The sequence below is a fragment of the Amycolatopsis sp. TRM77291 genome (assembly GCF_054166285.1).
Map to the genome: position 1 here is coordinate 2,439,674 of NZ_JBSZHF010000001.1, position 18,340 is coordinate 2,458,013.

Consider the following 18,340-nt stretch of genomic DNA (forward strand, 5'->3'; position numbering starts at 1 on the left):
GCTGAAGCGCTCCTGTGAAGTGGTTTATGGGATATACTGAGGTTTATCAGCTAAACACGAACGAGCGACGAGCGTCAAGGGAGTGCGGGTGGCGGAAGACGACGCGCAGCCGGATCCGGAGCGTGCGATCGAACTGCTGTGGGGAACTCCCGAGCCGGAGCGGCCGGGGTTGAGCCTAGGCCGGATCGTCGCCGCGGCCGTCGAAGTCGCGGACGCGGAAGGGCTCGCCGCCCTGTCGATGCGCAAGGTCGCTGAACGGTTCGGCACCACCACCATGTCGCTCTACCGGTACGTACCCGGCAAGGCGGAGCTGGTCGAACTCATGCGCGACGCCGTGTACGGCAGGTTCCCGATGGAGCCTTCGGACGGGCTCGGCTGGCGAGCGGGACTCGAACGGTGGGCGCGGCGGGCATGGGAGATGCATCGCCATCACCCGTGGCTGGTGGACAGTGCCGGGAGCCGTCGGCTGCCAGGGCCGAACATCATGGCCGGATACGACCACGCGCTGGATGTGGCCTCGCGGAGTGGTCTGGCGCCGGCGCAGGTGATCGCGGTCGTGAACCTGGTGGGCGGCTTCGTGGAGTCCGTCGCGCGCCAGGCGGGGGAGACCGCGGAACTCCAGCGGCGCACCGGTGTGTCCCATGAGCGCTGGTGGAGCGAACGTGAGTCGCTGTTCGAGCGGATGGACGCCTACCCGGCCTTGGAGCGGCTGTGGAAGGACGGAGGGATGGACGCTCCGGTCGACCCGTTCGAATTCGGGTTGCAGCGCACTCTCGACGGCGTGCAAGCGCTCATCGAAAGCCGAGGGCGTGAGGTAATGCGTGACGAAACTGAGCTCGGCGAGTGTGCCGTCTGTGGCAAGGAGCTGGATGGGGGCGGGCGGGGCAGGCCTCGGGACTACTGCTCCAGGGCTTGCCAGCAGCGGGCCTACCGCCGCCGCCAGGCTGGGACTTCCTGAGGTGTTCCGTCCCACCGTGGTCGAACTCGCCGTTCTTCGCGCCGAGAACGAAGGCCTTGATCTCGTGCGGTTCGAGAACAAGGACGGGGCTGATCTCGCCTGGGCTTCGGGATCGGCTATACGGCGGGGCGGATCTGTCGCAGGGGGAGCGGGTGTCCTTCCGTCAAGGTGCCACGATCACCCATCCCGGCTTGGTCGCGGAATATCAGCACTCGGCCCCGGGGGAGGGGAGCACCTCATACGGGTGAAGGCCTCCGGGTGGGGGAGGGAGACGACAGGTCCCGAAACCCGCGCCGAGGCTTGTCGGCGACGCCCTCGGTTCGTCGCTATCAAGGTGTATAACGACCTATTCAGCGTGGCGTCGAAAAAGATCATTTCATTCAGTTGAGAAAGATCCGCAAAGACTGTCGGGGCCTCTGGTTAGGGTTGCCGAGTGATCACCGAGGTCTTGCTGGAGCAGCCCGAAGAGGACGTTCGGACGCCGGTGCTCTTCAAGGGTTTCCTGGAACCCGGAGCGCAGGCGGCCCAAGCGCTGCTCGTGCTGGGGAAGATCGCCCGCACCCGGTTCTGGATGCCGCCGTCCATGGTGAACCGGCTCATCGCCGAGTCCGATCCGGTGTTCACCGCGGACAGGACGACTCTGCGTGTGGAAGCCTTTTCCCCGTGCTGCGGGCTTTACGCCAGGCTCGATCTGCCGGAGGTGGGTGACCTCGGCGAGGGCTGCACGAACGTCGATCTGTCCGACGCGACGAGGACCGTCCTCGCGGGAGTCGTGGCCCAGGATCCCTTGCACCTGACCGTTCGTGGTGAAGGAATCCGCCTTCGCACGCTGGACGGGCGGAACGACGAGTCCGTGGTGCCGCTGCCGGACCGCTGGGTGGCGGGATTCGCCGAGGTCGCCGCTGTCACGGAGGGTGCCGTCGAGAGGGTGAATCTGGACAAGGCGGAGACGCGGAACTTCCTGAGGCGGCTTCCTACCGCCGTAGGCCGGTCGTGGGTGGTCGCGTCCGGCCGCGGGCTCCGGCTGACCTCACGGCCGGGACGTGACTCGATCCCGGCGACCGGATTGCATCGGCTGCGAGTGATCGAGCCCCTCGTCCGGTTCGCCCAAGGGCTGACCGTCTACACGCGACCGGACAGTGAGGTCGCCACCTGGGTGCTTGAGCTGGACCGAGCGCGGCTCGTCGTCACATTGTCGCCGGAGCCGTCCCGTGGCTTCTCGGGCGAAGGCGGGTGGCTGAACTCGCTGGCCGCCGGGCTGGAAGCGCCGGACGTCGTCGCGGGTCGCGCCGGTCACGACGTCGTCGACGGCACGTGGTTCCCACGTGAACTCCCGAGCGGGAACGCTCCGGCGAACGGCCGCCTGGCGAAGGCTCGCGAGCTCGTCGCCGCCGGAGCGGTCCGTTTGTTGCCGGACGGTGGATACGAGATCACGCGCGCCGGCTCCGTGCAACGCGTCCGGCTTTCGCCGGCCGGGTGCACGTGTGCGTGGTGGGCCAAGCATCAGGAGACCCGGGGCCCGTGTTCGCACGTCCTGGCGGCCCGGATGTCATCGGCGGAGTCGTGATGCCGCCTTAGCCGCTTTCGAACTGCCTTTGAAGCGGGCCAGCCATTCCTTCGTTTCGGCGCTGATCGTCCCCGCTCCGCGTTCCACGAGGTCCGCGGCGAGTTCCAGAAGCGCGAAGATACCGCGTTGTGAATGCTCCAGCTCCGGCAGCAGAGTGTCCAGTGTGGACAGAACGGCGACCGGGTGTTCGTTCGCGATGATCGAAAGCCGGGATGCCAGCCGGGGTGCGATGAGGTACGGGCCGAGCACTCCCAGGGCCGCGCCGAGCGCACGGGGGCCGAGCATCCGTCGGTCGAGGAGGGTCAGTACGGCGTCCGTGCCCAGTTGGACGGCGGTGGAGCGTTTCAGCGTGAGGGTGGTGGCGAGGAGCATCGTGCCGGGGAAGCCCGGGATCGAGGGGCTGTCCAGGAACGGCGGCAGTGCGGCCTTCTCCACGGGGTCGCCGAATTCGGTGTTGTTGAAGAAGAGGTTTCCGGCGACGGCGGCTTCGATGTGGTCCCGGTCGTAGGGGGAGGCGACCGCTTCGTGGCATTCGGTGAAGCCGAGCCATTCGGGGGCCGGGCCGTCGAACGGCACGCCCAGCCAGGGAACTTTCGGTGAGGCCGCTTCCGGAGTCGGTTCGATGTCCAGTGTGGTCAGGTTGTGGCGGCCGCTGGGTCCGGCTTTCGCCGTCCAGGTGAGCGGCGGTCCGGGTTCTCCGCGGAGCGCGGCGGCGGGGTCGGCGGATTCCGGGTGCCGGGCGCGGGCGGCGGCGAGGGCGATCCAGCCGGTTTCTCGGCTGGCCGGTCCGCCGAGCGCGTAACGGATGTTGTCGGCGTGAGGTCCGGTGAGTTCCGCGGCGAGGGCGAGGGCTTCGGGCCTGGTGTCCGGGGCGAGTCTCAGGAGGGCGTCGACGACGTCGTCTTCGGCCGCGTCGGGGTGTTCGAGCATGCGGGAGACGAACACGACGGGATCGAGCCAGCCGCCTTGGTGGGTGGCGGAGGAGACGGGGGCTGCGGTGCCTTCGAGCAGGGCGGTGATCCGGTGGTGGAGCGGACGTCGCCAGTCGCCGACCTTGGGTGGGTGCGGAACGTCGTGGCCGGTGAGGCCGAGGACGAGGGTGGCGATCATCTTCGGCACGGCCGGGCCGTATCTCTGGCCGTCGATTCTGGCCGCGCGTTTCACCAGTGGTTTGAGGGCGTCCGGGAGTTCGTCCGCGACGCGGTGGGCGCCGTCGAGGGCGGCCAGGAGGAGGTCGGCTTGGTCGGGGTCGGCGAGCAGGGACGAGAAGGCCTCGGCGACCGCGGCCGGGGTGCCGGGGATGTCGAGCGGGATGGTCAGTGTCTTGCGCTGGTCCCATGGCGGTCGCGTGGGTTCCGGGTATTCGGCGGTTTCGATGGCGGGTGCCTCGTCCGGGGTGACGCCGAGCCGGGCGATGGCGAGAGCACGGACGTTGGATGCCTCATGGGTGAGTGCCGCTTCGAAGACCTCGTCGGCGAGGCCGCTGAGGTCGGGGCGTCGGTCGGCGATGCGGCCGGCGAGTTTGAGGGCGCGTTCGGCGGTGGTGGCGCCGCGTCCGGCCGCTGCCGCGGGGAGGTGCTGGAGCGCGACTTCGTCGTCGAGCGTGCCTTGTTTGTCCACGAGGGACAGTGCTTTGACGGCGAAGGAGACGGTGCGCGGGAGGCCGCTTCCGCATAGCCGGGCGTAGCGGTGTTGCGCGTTCCTGCGTTCGGCCGGGGTGGGGGCGAGCGCTTCGTGGAGCGCGGCGTACCACTGGGCGCGGAAGGCGGCGAAGTCGCGCGCGAGGATGTCCAGGGTGAGGTCGAGCAGTCTGGTGCGGTCGACTTCGCCGGTCTTGGTGAGTTCGAACAGCGCGGTGGACCATTTGTCCTGGTCGCGGACGTATTTGTCGAAGGCGGCGAAGCTGGCGTCTCCGTTGCCTTCGATCGTGAGTAGTTCCCAGAGTTCGGTGAGGGCTTCGGGTTCGGTTCGGAGCCGCTCTGCGAGGGGTTTGCCCCCGAAGCGGCTGACCCAGCGGAACCAGCCGGCGTGGTACTCGGGTGTCCGGATGGGTTCGAGGTCGCCGTCGAGGATCATGCGGCGGACGGCTTCCCAGGCGGTCTGGTGGCCGATGACGCGCAGCGCGATCGTCTTGCGTTCGGCGAGTGGCCGGTCTTGGAGGACCCGGTCGAGGATCGTGGGTGAGGCGATCCAGAGTTTGGCGAGCAGGGGGTCGCTCGCGGGGAGGACGGCCCAGAGCGCGGTGGCGGCTTGCTGGCCTCTGAGCGGGTTGCGGACGCCGTAGGTGTTGGGCTTGATCTCGATGAATTCGCTGCTGTCCTTGAACGCGGCCAGGAGTTCGGGGACGAGGGCTTTCCGCTCGGCGCGGGTGAGTGCGAGGACCCGGGTGAGGACTTCCGAGGGTTGGCCGGTGAGGAGCGCGTCGAGCTGCACGTGCCCATTGTGTCGTGAGTGGTGGGGACGGTCAGAGCCAACCGGGCCTTCACGAGCCGCGTTCTCCGACGGCGAACCGCCGAGTGACGCGAAAGCCACTTTCGGGACATCAGAGGTCGCGAAAGTGGCTTTCGCGACCTCTATTCCGGCCGGGCTGTTCGCACCGGCGATGTCACGTGACTGGAAGGACGTCGCGCGTGATCAGGCGGACGTCACGCGTGTCTGGATGGACGACACGCCCGTGGCCGGATCAAGGCGCGGCTGTTCCGGCGCTGCGACGGCAGCGGAGCCGGATCGACGACGCGATCGGTGAGCTGGAGACCACCCGCGCGAACCTCGACACGATCATCGGCAGCGAAAAGGCGGCCGCGTCCCGGGGGACACGGCCGCCTTCGTGAGGTGGTTCAGGCTCAGATGAGGCCGAGCTTCTTCACCGCGTCGCGCTCTTCGGCCAGCTCCTTGACCGAAGCGTCGATGCGGGCGCGCGAGAAGTCGTCGATCTCCAGGCCCTGGACGATCTTGTACTCGCCGTTCGCGGCGGTGACCGGGAACGAGGAGATCAGGCCCTCCGGGACACCGTAGGAACCGTCGGACACGACCGCCGCCGAGGTCCAGTCACCCTCCGGGGTGCCGTTGACCCAGGTGTAGACGTGGTCGATCGCCGCGGAGGCGGCCGAGGCCGCGGAGGACAGGCCGCGGGCCTCGATGATCGCCGCGCCGCGCTTGGCGACGGTCGGGATGAAGTCGTCGGCCAGCCACTGCTGGTCGGTGATGACCTCGGTCGCGGGCTTGCCGGACACCTCGGCGTGCGCGATCGACGGGTACTGGGTCGCGGAGTGGTTGCCCCAGATCGCGACCTTCTTCAGCTCGGTCACCGGCACGCCCAGCTTCTTCGACAGCTGCGCGAGGGCGCGGTTGTGGTCGAGGCGGGTCATCGCGGTGAAGCGCTCGGCCGGGACGTCGGGCGCGTGCGCCTGCGCGATGAGGGCGTTGGTGTTGGCCGGGTTGCCGACCACGAGGACCTTGATGTCGCTAGCCGCGCCGGCGTTGATGGCCTCACCCTGCGGCTTGAAGATGCCACCGTTGGCCTCGAGCAGGTCGCCGCGCTCCATGCCCTTCGCGCGGGGACGGGCGCCGACCAGCAGGGCGACGTTCGCGCCCTCGAAAGCCTGCTTCGGGTCGTCGAAGATGTCGATGCCCGACAGCAGCGGGAACGCGCCGTCTTCGAGTTCCATCGCGGTACCCTCAGCCGCCTTGACCGCCTGCGGGATCTCCAGGAGCCGCAGCTTCACCGGGGTGTCCGGGCCGAGCAGCTGGCCGGACGCGATGCGGAAGAGCAGCGCGTAGCCGATCTGGCCGGCCGCACCGGTGACGGTGACGTTGACAGGGGCTTGGGTCATTGCGGTTCTCCAGCTTGAGGCGACATCGACTTGTACCGAGATGCTAGTCCTGTCCGGAGTCGCCGTTCGGGTGCGTCCAGTCACTGTTTTCTTGATCGATGCGGTCCGCGGCCACGTCACACCGCCGGGTGACCCGGCTCACGTACTCGACGACGCCGTGCGCGGTACGGAAAGCCTGTCTCACCGGAATCGTCAACGGTGAATCCGCGAAAGCGGTTTTCATATCGTGCGAAGTGAATGGTGTTTTCCCGGGGTGCCGGTGTTCCCATTGGCTCCGGAAAACGGTTACAGACCACATCTTCATTTCATGAACCGATTGCCGGGATGTTTGCGTCCGATCGGCGGGCGGCATCGTGTAGATCGTTTCGCTAACATGAGTCCGCCCAGATCCCCGCCCCCGTGTGAAAGTCTCCGGGAAGGACCCCATGCTCAATGCAATGGTCGCCGCCGTATCCCTTTTCTCGTCGATAATAACGCCGAACAGCATGTCTCCGCCGCCGGGACCGCCGCCGGATCGCGTCGTCATCGACGTCGTCACCGTCAACGGTTCCGGATGTCCGCCGGGTTCGTCCGCGGTCGCCGTCGCCAAGGACAATACCGCGTTCACCGTCACCTACAGCGAATACACCGCCCAGGTCGGCGTCGGCGCGAAACCCACCGACTTCAGGAAGAACTGCCAGCTCAACCTCAACATCCACGTTCCGCAGGGGTTCACCTACGGTATCGCCAGTGCCGACTACCGCGGTTTCGCGTCTCTCGAATCCGGCGCCAAGGCGCTGCAGCGGGCGAATTACTACTTCCAGGGGAATTCGCCGACCGCGCATGTCAGTCATCCCGTCAACGGGCCGATTTCGGACAACTGGCAATTCCGTGACGAGGCCGAAGGCGGCGTCATCATCTACAAGCCGTGCGGCGAGGACCGGAACCTCAACGTGAACACGGAACTGAGGGTCGGCGCCGGTTCGTCGGATCCGAAGAAGACCACCAGTTTCATCACGATGGATTCGACCGACGGCGCGTTCAAGACCACCTACCACTTCTCGTGGAAGACCTGCCCGACCTCCTGACAGCCGCTCCCGGGTGACGGCCTGCTTCCCGGTCCGGAAGAAGGCCGTCCCACCCATGCCCGGTCAGGGTCTTGGCCGCCCTGAAGGAGGGCCTCAGCGCTCGTCGCCGCCCGCCCGGCGGCGACGAGCCTTCCAGACGACCTCGTTTTCGGCGGTCACCCCTGCCCGGTGACCGAAACCGTTTCGTCAGATCGTCTCGCTGACCTCGAATCCGCCCGGTTCCCGCCGTGTGGAAGCTTTGGGAAGGATCCCATGCTCAACGCGCTGGTTGCTGCCGTAATGCTTTCCTCGTCGGCCGTCACTCCGAACGCCTGGGTGCCGCCTCCGTTGCCGTCCGACAAAATAGTCATCGACGTCGTGACCGTCAACGGAACCGGATGCAAACCGGGTACGGCGGCCGTTTCCGTCTCACCGGACAACACCGCCTTCACCGTCACCTACAGTGAATACACCGCCCAGGTCGGCGTCGGCGCGAAACCGACCGATCTGCGGAAGAACTGCCAGCTCAACCTGTATGTGCACGTGCCGCAGGGATTCACCTACGGCATCGCGGGCACGGATTACCGTGGCTTCGCATCCTTGGCCGCCGGGGCCACCGGGCTGGAACGGGCCAACTATTACTTCCAGGGCAATTCCCCGACGTCCTATGTGACCCACAGTCTCAAAGGCCCGTTCGAGGACAACTGGCAGTTCACCGACAATATCGAAGTCGGCGCCATCGTCTACAAACCCTGTGGCGAGGACCGCAACTTCAACATCAACACCGAACTGCGGGCCGCGGTCGGCACTTCCGATCCGAAGAAGACCACCAGTTTCGTCACGATGGATTCGACCGACGGTTCCATCAAGACCACGTACCATTTCTCGTGGAAGAACTGCCCCAAACCGAAGAACTGATCCCTGACGGCTCGTGAGTGGTAAGGACGGTTCTAACCGTCCTTACCACTCACGGCTTGCCGGACGGCTCCGGATCGGTGGCCTCGACCCCGAACGCACGGCCCAGCGCGATCACCGTCTCGTCGAGGTGCCCGAGGCTGGTGAGCACCGAACGCGCCCGCGGATCGTCGATCCGGTCGGCCACCGGCGTACCGTCGTCCCGGATCAGCGTCCCGTGCCCCGAACCGCCGGGATCCCCGATCGCCTTCCTCAGCACCGCGACGTTCTCCCGGATCCGCCCGGTGTACAGCAGCAGCCGGTCCGCCTCGTTGAGCAGCAGCCCGGCCTGCGACCGCGCCGCGACGTGACGGGCGCGGAAGGCGATCGTCTCCACCGTGGTGAGCACGTGCCAGCCGTAGTCACGACGGCTGCTGAGATTCACCGGATGGGTGAGCGGCTCGATCGTCGTGCGGACCTTGTCCACCGCCCGGTCCAGGTCACGCGACTTCTCGATGACACTCACGTTCTCCGCGCCGGACAGCAGGCCCGCGGCCTTCTCGACGAACTCGTCCAGCTCCTCCAGCAGCGCCGAGACGTCGTCCAGCATCACCGCTCGCGTGCGCACCGGCACGATCACCACCGCCGCCAGCACCCCGGCCGCCGCGCCCACCGCGGTCTCCGCGACCCGGATCCAGAGCACCTCGATGCTGAATGTCCCCAGCAGGCTGTAGAGCAGCCCGAGCATGCTGGTGATGAAGAACGCCATGATCACCTGAGACACGCGCGCCATGTAGACCATGCCGAACACGCACACCAGGATCAGCGCCAGCGTCGCCGGCACACTGCCCGACACCAGCAGCGTCAGCACCAGCCCGCCCACGATGCCGATCAGCGTGCCGCCGAGCCGCCGCACACCCTTGACGAACGTCGCGCCCGCGGTCGACGAGCCGATGAACACCACGAACACGGTCAGCACCGCCCAGTACCAGCGCTGGCTCGACACCAGCTCCCCGCCGAGCACGGCCAGCCCGCCACCCACCACGGCCTGGATGGCGCTGCGCGTCTGGTTGTCGTAGGCGAACGCCGACGACTTCTCCTCGTCGGGGTCTTCGGGATCGTCGACGGCGTCGGACACGTCGTGCTCGGCCACGCGCTGTGCCCGCACGTCGGCCAGCGCCAGCTCGGCGAGCGCGCGGCGGACGCCGTCGCCGGGCGCGGCGTGCTCGTCGATCCGGCTGCCTTCCACCAGCATCTTGCTGAACTCTTCGGTCTCGCTGATCAGCGGCAGCTCGCGTGGGTCGCGCTCGATCCGTGACCGGAACCGCCGCATCCGCGCGATCAGGTCGTCGCGGACGTCTTCGTCGAGATCTTCGGCGCAGGTGCGCTGCACCGTGATCGTCAGCCACTGCACGGCCAGCTCGACCTCGATCGCCCGGCGGCGGAGCCGGTTCACCGAGTCCGCCCCGATCACCTCCGGAGCGGTGTCCTCGATGAGGAGCACGGACTCGTGCATCCGGGCGTTCGTCCGGCGAAGCCGCTTGCGGGTGCGTTCGCTGCCGCCCACCGCCAGGTGGTCCTCGGCCGCGCGCACCACCGCGGCGAGCCGGGCCCGGAACGCCCGCCGGATCCGCAGGAACTCCGCGTCGGTATGCCGGCGCAGCAGGACGAACCGGACCACCGCGTTGGCCGCGATCCCGATGGTCAGCGCCAGCAGCAGCGCCGGGACCTGCTTCAGATGCGTCTGCAGGAACATCGCGAAGAAGAACAGGAAGAACGACAGCGAGCCCAGCGCGATCCCGCGCGAGCCGAACCGCTGGGCGTAGACCGCGACGAAGATCAGCAGGACGAACACGACGCTGTCCAGCGGCGGCACCGCCGAGCCGACGCTCGCCGCCGTCAGCGACGCCGCACCGAGGACGAGCCCCAGCACCAGCGTCACCGCCTGCTTCCCCGGGGTCTCGTCGTTGACGGTGAAAGCCGAGGTCATCGCCGCGATCGCGGCGACCAGGATCACCGTGAGCGGCTGGTGGAACGGCAGGATCGCCAGTACCGCGACGATGATGCTGAGCACGGCCGAGAAACCGAGCCGGAGCCGGACCAGACCGGGATCGGAGGCGACCAGACGGTCGGTCGTGGCCTGGGTGATGCGGGAGATCATCGGGCGAGCAGCTCTCCTTGGGCGAGGGTGACCCGCCGGGCGGTGGACGAGGTGACGCGAAGACGGTATCTGGCGTGCCGTGCCGGCCCGGCGAGGGCGAACGGCCGCGTCTGACGGCGCCACCGGAACTTCTCGCCCTCGCGCTGGTCCAGCAGCGTCCAGTGCTCGCCGTCGTCGGATCCCTCCAGTACCCACGAACGCGGGTCACCCCGGCGGCTGCCCGAGGTCAGCGTGTACATCACGACCTCCCGCGACCCGTCCTCGACAGGGAACTCGATGACGGGTTCGCGCTCGAGGAAGGTGATCTCGGTCCTGGTGGTGTCGTCGAACAGGGGACCGTCGGCCACCGTGATGTCCGTGAGCGGTCGCGGGGCGGCGGGCTCGACGGGGGAGCGGCCCCAGTCCGACGGCTGCTCGCCCATCGTGAACTTCAGCACCGCGCCGTCGGCGATGGCGGAATGCGAGAGTGTGCTGGTGTCGTGCGGGTGTCCGTCGATCGTGAGCCCCTGGACGTACACGGTGTCGCCGGTGTTGCCGGGCGCCTCGACGACCAGGTCCTTCCCGTTCTCCAGATGGACGGTCGCCTTCGTGAACAGCGGCGCGCCGATCACGTACTCGGGGCTGCCCATCGCCAGCGGATAGAACCCGAGCGCGGCGAAGACGTACCAAGCGGACATCTCGCCGTTGTCCTCGTCGCCGGGATAGCCCTGGCCGAGATCGCTTCCGACGTAGAGCCGCCGCAGGACCTCACGCACGATCCGCTGCGTCTTCGACGGCGCGCCCGCGTAGTGATAGATCCAGGGGATGTGGTGAGACGGCTGGTTGGAATGTCCGTACTGTCCCATCCGGACGTCGCGGGCCTCGGTCATCTCGTGGATCAGCCCACCGTAGGAACCAGGTTTGCGGCCGGTCTCCGGGGTCGCGAAGAAAGCGTCCAGTTTGGACTCCAGCGCTTCGGTGCCGCCGTGCAGCGCGGCGAGGCCGGCACCGTCGTGGGGCACGGAGAACGCGGTGTTCCAGGAGTTCGTCTCGGTGAAGTCGCCGCCCCACGCCTCGGGGTCGTAGCCCTCGGCCGCGAAATGGCGGCTGCCGTCACGGTTGCGACCCTGGAAGAACCCGATCAGCGGATCGAAGTGGTTCGCGTACTGCTGTGCACGCTGCCGGAGGTACGCGGCGTCGTCGTGGTGCCCGAGCGCTTCGGCGAAATTGGCCAGGCCGAAGTCGTTGATGCAGCCTTCCAGCGCCCAAGACAGCCCTTCGTGGACCGACGTCGGCGTGAAGCCGAGGAAGATCGACTCGTGCAGGCCCTTGCGGCCGACGCTCTGCCCGCGCGGCGTCACCGTCGCGTTCTTCAGCGCCGCTTCGTAGGCGGCCTCGACGTCGAATCCGCGCACGCCTTTGAGGTACGCGTCGGCGAACGCAACGTCGGAACTGGTGCCGGTCATGAGGTTGGCGTAGCCGGGGGAGGACCAGCGCGAGATCCAGCCGCCTTCGCGGTATTGCTGGACGAACCCGTCGATCATCTTCCCGCACCGGCCTGGCGTGAGCAGGGCGTACGCGGGCCACGTGGTGCGGTAGGTGTCCCAGAAGCCGTTGTTGACGTACATCTCGCCGTCGACGACCTTCGCGCCGGTCCTGGTGCGCGTGCTTGGCCAGAGGCGGCGGACGACCGGGCTCGCGTGACGGACACCCTTCGGGGTGACCTCGTGCGCGGAGTTCGGATACAGGAACAGCCGGTAGAGGTTCGAGTAGAACGTGGTGCGCTGGTCCTCGGTCGCGCCCTCGATCTGGACCCGGTCCAGGACCCGGGCCCACTGTGCACGGGCCTGGTCACGGACCTGCTCGAAGGTCGTGCCCGCCGGGATCTCCTGGTCGAGGTTCCGCTTGGCCTGCGCGAGGCTGATCAGCGACGTCGCGATCCGCATCGTCACCTCGCCCGCGGCGAACTCCAGGAAACCGGTCACCGTGCGCCACACCGGACGCCTGATCCTCGCGCCGCGTTCGGCCGGGACATCGAACTCGGCGTACACGAACATCCGCCGCGCCCCGGCCGACAACCGGCTGCGCACCCAGGTGTGGCCGGTGACCACGCCGTTCGCCGCGTCGAGCCGCAACCCGCCCCGGTTGCGGGCGTTGTCGAACAGCAGCCATCCGCGATCACCCGGGAAGGTGAAGCGGAACAGCGCCGCGTGATCCGCCGGGGCGATGTGGGTGGTGACGCCGTTGGCGAACCGGACACCGTAGTGATGCGGCCGGTCGATCTCGTCGTCATGGGAGAACGCGAGCGCGCGTTTGGTCCGGTCGGGCTCGACCGGGCCGATCCCCGGCATGACCTGGAAGGTGTGCCGGTCGCCCATCCACGGACTCGGCTGATGCGACAGCGCGAACGCCTGCAACGCCGGCCGGTTCGCGGCGTCGTTGTGCCGGTGGTAGCTGTAGATCCAGTTCGTGGCGCCCGCGTCGGTGACCGGGGTCCAGAAGTTGAAGCCGTGCGGGACCGCGGTCGCGGGGAAGTTGTTGCCCCGGGAGAACTTGTCGCTGGAATGCGTGCCGCGGGTGGTGCGGACGTGGTCGACCGGCTCGCGGGCCTCGATCGCGCGTTCGGCGATCCGGACGTCGTCCACCCAGCCCGTGCCCTCGCCGTCCGGCGGCTCGCTGACCAGGACGATCCGGGCGATCCGCCGTCCGGCGAACTCACCCAGCCGGCAGCGCACGAGGTTCCACTGATCCACGTACAACGTCTTGTCCAGGCCTTGCTCCGTGGCGCTGAACCCGGCCGACGTCCCGTCGGCGAACTCGACGTCCAGCGCCACGAAGGTGCCGCGGTAGTCGGGCACGGCCTCGGGGAAGACCACATAGGACAGTTCGGTGCGCGCGGTGACCTCGACGTCCACTTCGAACACGGTCGCGCGCAGCGTGTTCTCGTAGCGGAGGGCGTGCGCGCCGGTGAACCCGGCACCGGTCTTCGCGGTCGGCGACGACGCCGGGCCGGTACCGACGCGCAGGGCCGGATCCACCGGCTGCGGATCACCCGTTTCGAAGGAGGAGAAGAACCCGGTGATCGTCACCAGGCCACCGTAACTCGGACGCGTGAGCGCGGCTCGGTGTGCCGCATCGAGAGGACTAAACGCGTGAGGAAAGGAACTCCTCGAAGGTGCCAGCGCCGGTCGCGTTCTCCGGCGTCAGGTTCCCGCCCGCGCGGAACGCCCTGGCCGCCTTGCCCGGCAGCCACAGTGACACGATCGGCTTCCGGCGCCCGGCCGACCGCTGATACGCCTCCGCCAGGTCACGGGCGCTTCGCACCTCGGGGCCACCCAGGTCCGGCGCCCGCCCCGACGGCGGACCCGACACCAGCGCGACCAGCCTGTCCGCGACGTCGCCGGTGCTGACCGGCTGGAACCGGAATCCCGACGGCACGATCGTCACCGGCAGCCGCCGCTGCGCCGACGACATCCGCGCGACCAGCTCGTGGAACTGGGTCGCGCGCAGCACCGTCCACGGCAGACCGGACTCCTCGATCACCTTCTCGCAGGCCAGCTTCTCGTCGTAGTAGAAGAACCGGATCACGTCGATGCCGACGATCGAGATGTACACCAGATGCGGACCGCCCGCCCGCTTCGCCGCCTCGACCAGGTTCCGCGTCACCTGCTCGTCCCCGCGCCCCAGCGTCGACGCGCAATGGACGATCGCCGAGACACCGTCGACCGCCTCGGCGAGACCGTCACCGGTCTTCAGATCGCACCGCGCCCATCCGTTCGGCTCATCGGCGGGACGTGGCCGCCTGCTCATGATCCGGACCGGCCTGCCTCCGGCCACCAGCCGCCGCACCACCTCGCGGCCGAGGTCGCCGGTACCGCCGGTCACCAGAATCGGGTTCGTCACCTTGGTCCTCCGTTCACGAGAGCTTCCACCCTCAAGAACCGGCGGGCCACCCGGAACGTGACAGCTGTCCCGAAAGGAACGCGAGCTTCTCCGGATTCGCGACCGCGCGGAGCCCGCGGATCCGCCCGTCGACGACCTCGAACCCGAGGATGCCGAACAGGACGTCACCGGCCCTCGCGACCACCGCGGGTTCGCCGTTGACCTCGAGGATCCCGATCGACACCTGGCCGACACCGGCGAACATCCCGGCGTACAGCCGCGCGACCTTGGCCGCGCCGTGCACCGGACGCCGGGCCGCGGTGGCCTTGCCGCCGCCGTCCGACCACGCCGTGACGTCGGCGGTCAGCAGACTCTCCAAAGCGGGCAGATCGCCGTCCCGCGCCGCCGACAGGAAGCTCTCGACCAGCTTTTCGAGTTCGAAACCCGTCGCTCAGGCGAGCGGTCAAGCGCCTTTCGCGCGCGGCTGTGCAGCTGGCGCGAGTTGACCTCGGAGACGTCGAGGATCGCGGCGATCTCACGATGGCTGTAGGCGAAGGCCTCCTTCAGCACGAACACCGCCCGCTCGACCGGGCTGAGCTGCTCCAGCAACACCAGCATCGCCAGCGACACCGAATCCCGCTGCTCCGCGGTCTCCAGTGGGCCGAGCACGTCGTCCGAGGTCAGGACCGGTTCGGGCAGCCATGGCCCGACATACCGCTCCCGCTGTGCCCTGGCCGAGGTCAGCCGGTTCAGGCAGAGATTGGTGACCACCTTCGCCAGCCACGCCCGCGGCGACGCGATCGACTCCCGTTCGGCGCCCGCCCACTTCGGGTAGGCGTCCTGAACGACGTCTTCCGCCTCCGCGGCCGATCCGAGCAGGCGGTACGCGAGCCCGAACATGACAGGCCGCAGCCGCTCGAATTCCGTCGCGCCGTCCATTTTCCCCTACGAATCCCGCTCAATCCACTGTGGACACCCCTTCGGCGAGGGTACCGCTCACCGGGATCGCCGTACCTGATCGGCGCTGATGCCACCGTGACCGTATCGGTACGAATGAAACGTCTGCGTCACCACCGAGAGAGGGGTCTGGAGTGACGTCAAGTTCGTCGCGTTCGCGTGCCTCGTTGTGCGCCGCGACCGCCATCACAGTATTAGCGCTGGTCACAGCGCCCCAAGCCGGCGCGGCACCGGCGCCGGGCGCGGTGCACACCACGCCGGACAGATCCGGGAAAGACGTCGATGTCCGCGACACGGCGAGAACCAGCCCGCGCGTCCTCGCCGCGCGGGACCGGCTCACGGCGTCCCGTGCGACGTCCGTCACGAAGGCACGGGCGGAACTGGGACACCAGGCCCTGCTCGACTTCGACGAGCTGACCGGCACGCCCCGCGTCCTGGCCCGTACCGACGGCTTCCTCACCGGGCCGAGCGGCGCGTCACCCCACGACATCGTGCTGAACTACCTGCGGGAAAAGGAAGGACTCGTCGGTCTCAGCGCCGGCGACACCGCGAAACTGAACCTGCGCAAGGACTACGTCGACGTCGAAGGCACGCACCATCTCTCCTTCACCCAGTCCGTCGGCGGAATCCCCGTGTTCGGCAACGGGTTGAAGGCGCACGTCACCAAGGACGGCAGGCTGATCCAGCTGGACGGCGCGCCCGTGCGCGATCTTCCCGCCTCGCTGGGCGCGACGACGTTGGCCGCCCCGGCCCCGGACTCCAAGCAGGTCGCGTTCCTGACCGGCGACGGGCTCCGCCCCGCCTGGTACACGCTGACCAAACCCGCCGTGGACAAGATGTTCCAGGAGGTGACCGACGCCGGCACCGGAAAGCTGCTCTACCGCAAGAACCTGGTGAACCACGCCAACGACGACGCCGCCGGTGCCAAGGGGCTCGCCTGGGAGGCCCAGCCAGGCCCGCAGAAGCAGGTCGACCTGAGCCAGAAGGGCTGGCTGCCCACCGACGCCAAGACCCTGGACGGCAACGTCGCGCACGTCGCCGCCGACGTCAACGGCGACCTGAAATTCCAGCCGCAGGAGGAGATCGGCCGGAACACAGACGGCACCTTCCGTTACCGGTTCACCGACTTCACCGCCGTCGTCGGCCCGCCGTGCTCGGCGGCGAGGCCGTGCTCCTGGGACCCGAAGACCCCGGGCTCGTGGGCGAAGAACCGGGAACAGAACGCCGTGCAGGCACTCGCGTACGTCGGAAGCTTCCACGACCACCTCGCGTCCTTCCCGATCGGCTTCACCCGGCAGGCGGGCAACTTCGAGAAGGTCGACGGCGACGCCGTCCAGGTCCACACCCTGCTCGGCGCGCAGGAACCGGGCTACTACGACAACGCGTTCATGGGCACCCCGCCGGACGGGCAGCCGCCGACGATGGGGATGTTCCTGTTCCACGACCCCAGGAATCCCGACGACCCGTTCCTCGCCGCGAACTCCGCCGACGACGCCACGATCATCCACCACGAATACGGCCACGGCCTGTCCAACCGGCTCGTCGTCGACGCGCAGGGCAACTCCACGCTCAACTCCTTCCAGTCCGGCGCGATGGGCGAGGCGTGGAGCGACTGGTACGCCTTCGATTACCTCGTCGGACGCAACGCGGTCAAGGACACCTCGGCTCCCGGTGAACTCCTCGGCGGCGACTACGTCAGCAACGGTGTCCCCCTCGCCCGCACCCAGCCGCTGGACTGCCCGGTCGGCGCCGGCGCGCCGCAGTGCCCCGGCACGCCAGGGGCAGGCCCCGGTGGCTACACCTACGGCGACCTCGGCCGGATCATCGGCTTCCCGGAGGTCCACGCCGACGGCGAGATCTGGGCGAGCGCGCTGTGGGACATCCGCTCGGCGCTGGGTGTGCAGCTGACGCGGGCGCTGGTCACCCGCGCGATGGAGCTTTCGCCCGCGTCGCCGTCCTTCCTGGACATGCGGAACTCGATCCTGCAGGCCGACACGGTGATCAACGGCGGCCGTGCGCACGCGAAACTGTGGAAGGCGTTCGCGGCGCGCGGCATGGGCTACTTCGCCGGTTCGATCACCGGAGCCGACACCGCACCGGCCGAGGACTTCTCCACGCCGCCGCCCGCGGGCACGCCGACCGGGACCGTGACCGGCAAGGTCACCGACCGCGAAGGCGGGGCTCCGATCGCGGGTGTCGCCGTGCGGTTCAGCGGGCACGACTCCGGGTTCGCCGGTTCGCTGTCCGCGGTCACCGACGCGGCCGGCGTCTACACCATCCCCGGCGTGCTCCCGGGCACCTATCCGAAGGTCTACGCGCACGGAGGTGGCGCGGACGGCGAGGTCCGCGCGGTCTCGGTGCGGTCGGGGACCACCAAGGTCGACTGGTCGCTGCGGTTCAACTGGGCATCCAGCGGCGCCGGGGCCGGCGTCACCGCGTTCAACGGCGAGGACTTCACCCAGTACGGCTGCGGCCCTGGCGATCTACTGGCCTCGTCGGTGCTCGGCGGGGGCGGCTGGTCGACCGACAAGGTCATCCGCCCCGACGGCACGGTCGAGTCGCGGTTCGTCACGATCCGGCTCGGCAAACCGGTCAACGTCAGCGCCATCGAGATCGACCCGGCCAACGTCTGCGGCGACGACCCGCCCGCCGCGGCCAAGGACGTCACCGTCGAAACCTCGGTGGACGGCACGACATGGGTGAAGGCGGGCACCGGTGACTTCAAGCCCGCCGATCTGAACAAGCTCACCGCGCTCCAGCTCGCGCCGGGCAGCGCGACCGGTGTGCGGTTCGTGCGGCTGACCGTTTCGTCCAACCAGCTGTCGTTCTATCCGGACAGGACCTGTTCGCCGCAGCCCACGACGGCCGGGTGCCTGTACCTGGACGTGCAGAAACTGGCGGTACGGGGCGCTTCCGCCTGACCTGCCGCGATCGGCAGACCGATCGGAAGTGCTGTCGCGAAAGCCACCTTCGGGACATCAGACGTCCCGAAAGTGGCTTTCGCGACATGCTCACCAGGGCGGTGCCGGGTCCGGCCAAGCCCAGCACCCGGCAGAACCCCGC

Annotated in this window: 11 protein-coding genes and 1 pseudogene; 6 read left to right on the plus strand and 6 right to left on the minus strand. The window is 68.4% G+C overall.

Annotated elements, in window-relative coordinates; all coding sequences use genetic code 11:
- Window positions 1–88 precede the first annotated feature (88 nt).
- Window positions 89–958, plus strand: coding sequence for a TetR/AcrR family transcriptional regulator (locus ACXIZN_RS11485; protein ID WP_457954215.1), 870 nt, complete (start codon window positions 89–91; stop codon window positions 956–958).
- A 433-nt stretch (window positions 959–1,391) separates the two neighbouring features.
- On the plus strand, window positions 1,392–2,525 hold the full coding sequence (locus ACXIZN_RS11490) for an SWIM zinc finger family protein (protein ID WP_457954217.1): 1,134 nt from the start codon (window positions 1,392–1,394) through the stop codon (window positions 2,523–2,525).
- Here the strand turns inward: ACXIZN_RS11490 and ACXIZN_RS11495 are convergent.
- Entirely contained in the window at window positions 2,508–4,958 is a 2,451-nt protein-coding gene (locus ACXIZN_RS11495; RefSeq protein WP_457954219.1) for a DUF6493 family protein, read from the minus strand. The genes ACXIZN_RS11490 and ACXIZN_RS11495 overlap by 18 nt on opposite strands.
- A 218-nt stretch (window positions 4,959–5,176) precedes the next feature.
- On the opposite strand from ACXIZN_RS11495, the gene ACXIZN_RS11500 reads away from it, so the two are divergent.
- Window positions 5,177–5,356, plus strand: a complete 180-nt coding sequence (locus ACXIZN_RS11500) for a hypothetical protein (protein WP_457954220.1) — start codon at window positions 5,177–5,179, stop codon at window positions 5,354–5,356.
- Between the two features lie 12 nt (window positions 5,357–5,368).
- Here ACXIZN_RS11500 and ACXIZN_RS11505 read toward each other — a convergent pair whose 3' ends face one another.
- A complete protein-coding gene (locus tag ACXIZN_RS11505; RefSeq protein ID WP_457954221.1) occupies window positions 5,369–6,358 on the minus strand; it encodes a malate dehydrogenase in 990 nt (329 codons plus the stop codon).
- Window positions 6,359–6,843: 485 nt separating this feature from the next.
- Between ACXIZN_RS11505 and ACXIZN_RS11510 the strand changes: the two genes are divergently transcribed.
- Together ACXIZN_RS11510 and ACXIZN_RS11515 are read left to right on the plus strand one after the other, a co-directional pair.
- Entirely contained in the window at window positions 6,844–7,425 is a 582-nt protein-coding gene (locus tag ACXIZN_RS11510; protein ID WP_126733160.1) for a DUF4360 domain-containing protein, read from the plus strand.
- Window positions 7,426–7,677: 252 nt separating this feature from the next.
- Window positions 7,678–8,322: a DUF4360 domain-containing protein gene (locus ACXIZN_RS11515; RefSeq protein ID WP_185927107.1), complete on the plus strand. Its 645-nt coding sequence runs from the start codon at window positions 7,678–7,680 to the stop codon at window positions 8,320–8,322.
- A gap of 49 nt (window positions 8,323–8,371) precedes the next feature.
- Here the strand turns inward: ACXIZN_RS11515 and ACXIZN_RS11520 are convergent, their stop codons facing one another.
- The 4 genes and pseudogenes from ACXIZN_RS11520 to ACXIZN_RS11535 form a co-directional block, all read right to left on the minus strand.
- Window positions 8,372–10,459, minus strand: a complete 2,088-nt coding sequence (locus ACXIZN_RS11520) for an FUSC family protein (protein ID WP_457954223.1) — start codon at window positions 10,457–10,459, stop codon at window positions 8,372–8,374.
- Window positions 10,456–13,527 (minus strand): GH92 family glycosyl hydrolase, encoded by a 3,072-nt coding sequence (locus ACXIZN_RS11525; protein ID WP_457954224.1) that lies wholly within the window; start codon window positions 13,525–13,527, stop codon window positions 10,456–10,458. The genes ACXIZN_RS11520 and ACXIZN_RS11525 overlap by 4 nt, the downstream gene beginning before the upstream one ends.
- A gap of 55 nt (window positions 13,528–13,582) precedes the next feature.
- Window positions 13,583–14,341, minus strand: coding sequence for an SDR family oxidoreductase (locus tag ACXIZN_RS11530; protein ID WP_457954226.1), 759 nt, complete (start codon window positions 14,339–14,341; stop codon window positions 13,583–13,585).
- A gap of 31 nt (window positions 14,342–14,372) precedes the next feature.
- Window positions 14,373–15,259, minus strand: a pseudogene (locus ACXIZN_RS11535) (RNA polymerase sigma-70 factor).
- A gap of 152 nt (window positions 15,260–15,411) precedes the next feature.
- Between ACXIZN_RS11535 and ACXIZN_RS11540 the strand changes: the two are divergent.
- The gene (locus tag ACXIZN_RS11540; protein ID WP_457954228.1) at window positions 15,412–18,198 is read left to right on the plus strand and encodes a M36 family metallopeptidase; all 2,787 of its coding nucleotides are present in this window, start codon (window positions 15,412–15,414) and stop codon (window positions 18,196–18,198) included.
- Window positions 18,199–18,340 lie beyond the last annotated feature (142 nt).

Excerpts from the sequence above, each read along its gene's own strand:
- ACXIZN_RS11515 (WP_185927107.1), top strand. The coding sequence starts at position 7,678 with ATGCTCAACGCGCTGGTTGCTGCCGTAATGCTTTCCTCGTCGGCCGTC.
- ACXIZN_RS11510 (WP_126733160.1), top strand. The coding sequence starts at position 6,844 with ATGTCTCCGCCGCCGGGACCGCCGCCGGATCGCGTCGTCATCGACGTC.
- ACXIZN_RS11520 (WP_457954223.1), bottom strand. The coding sequence starts at position 10,459 with ATGATCTCCCGCATCACCCAGGCCACGACCGACCGTCTGGTCGCCTCC.
- ACXIZN_RS11505 (WP_457954221.1), bottom strand. The coding sequence starts at position 6,358 with ATGACCCAAGCCCCTGTCAACGTCACCGTCACCGGTGCGGCCGGCCAG.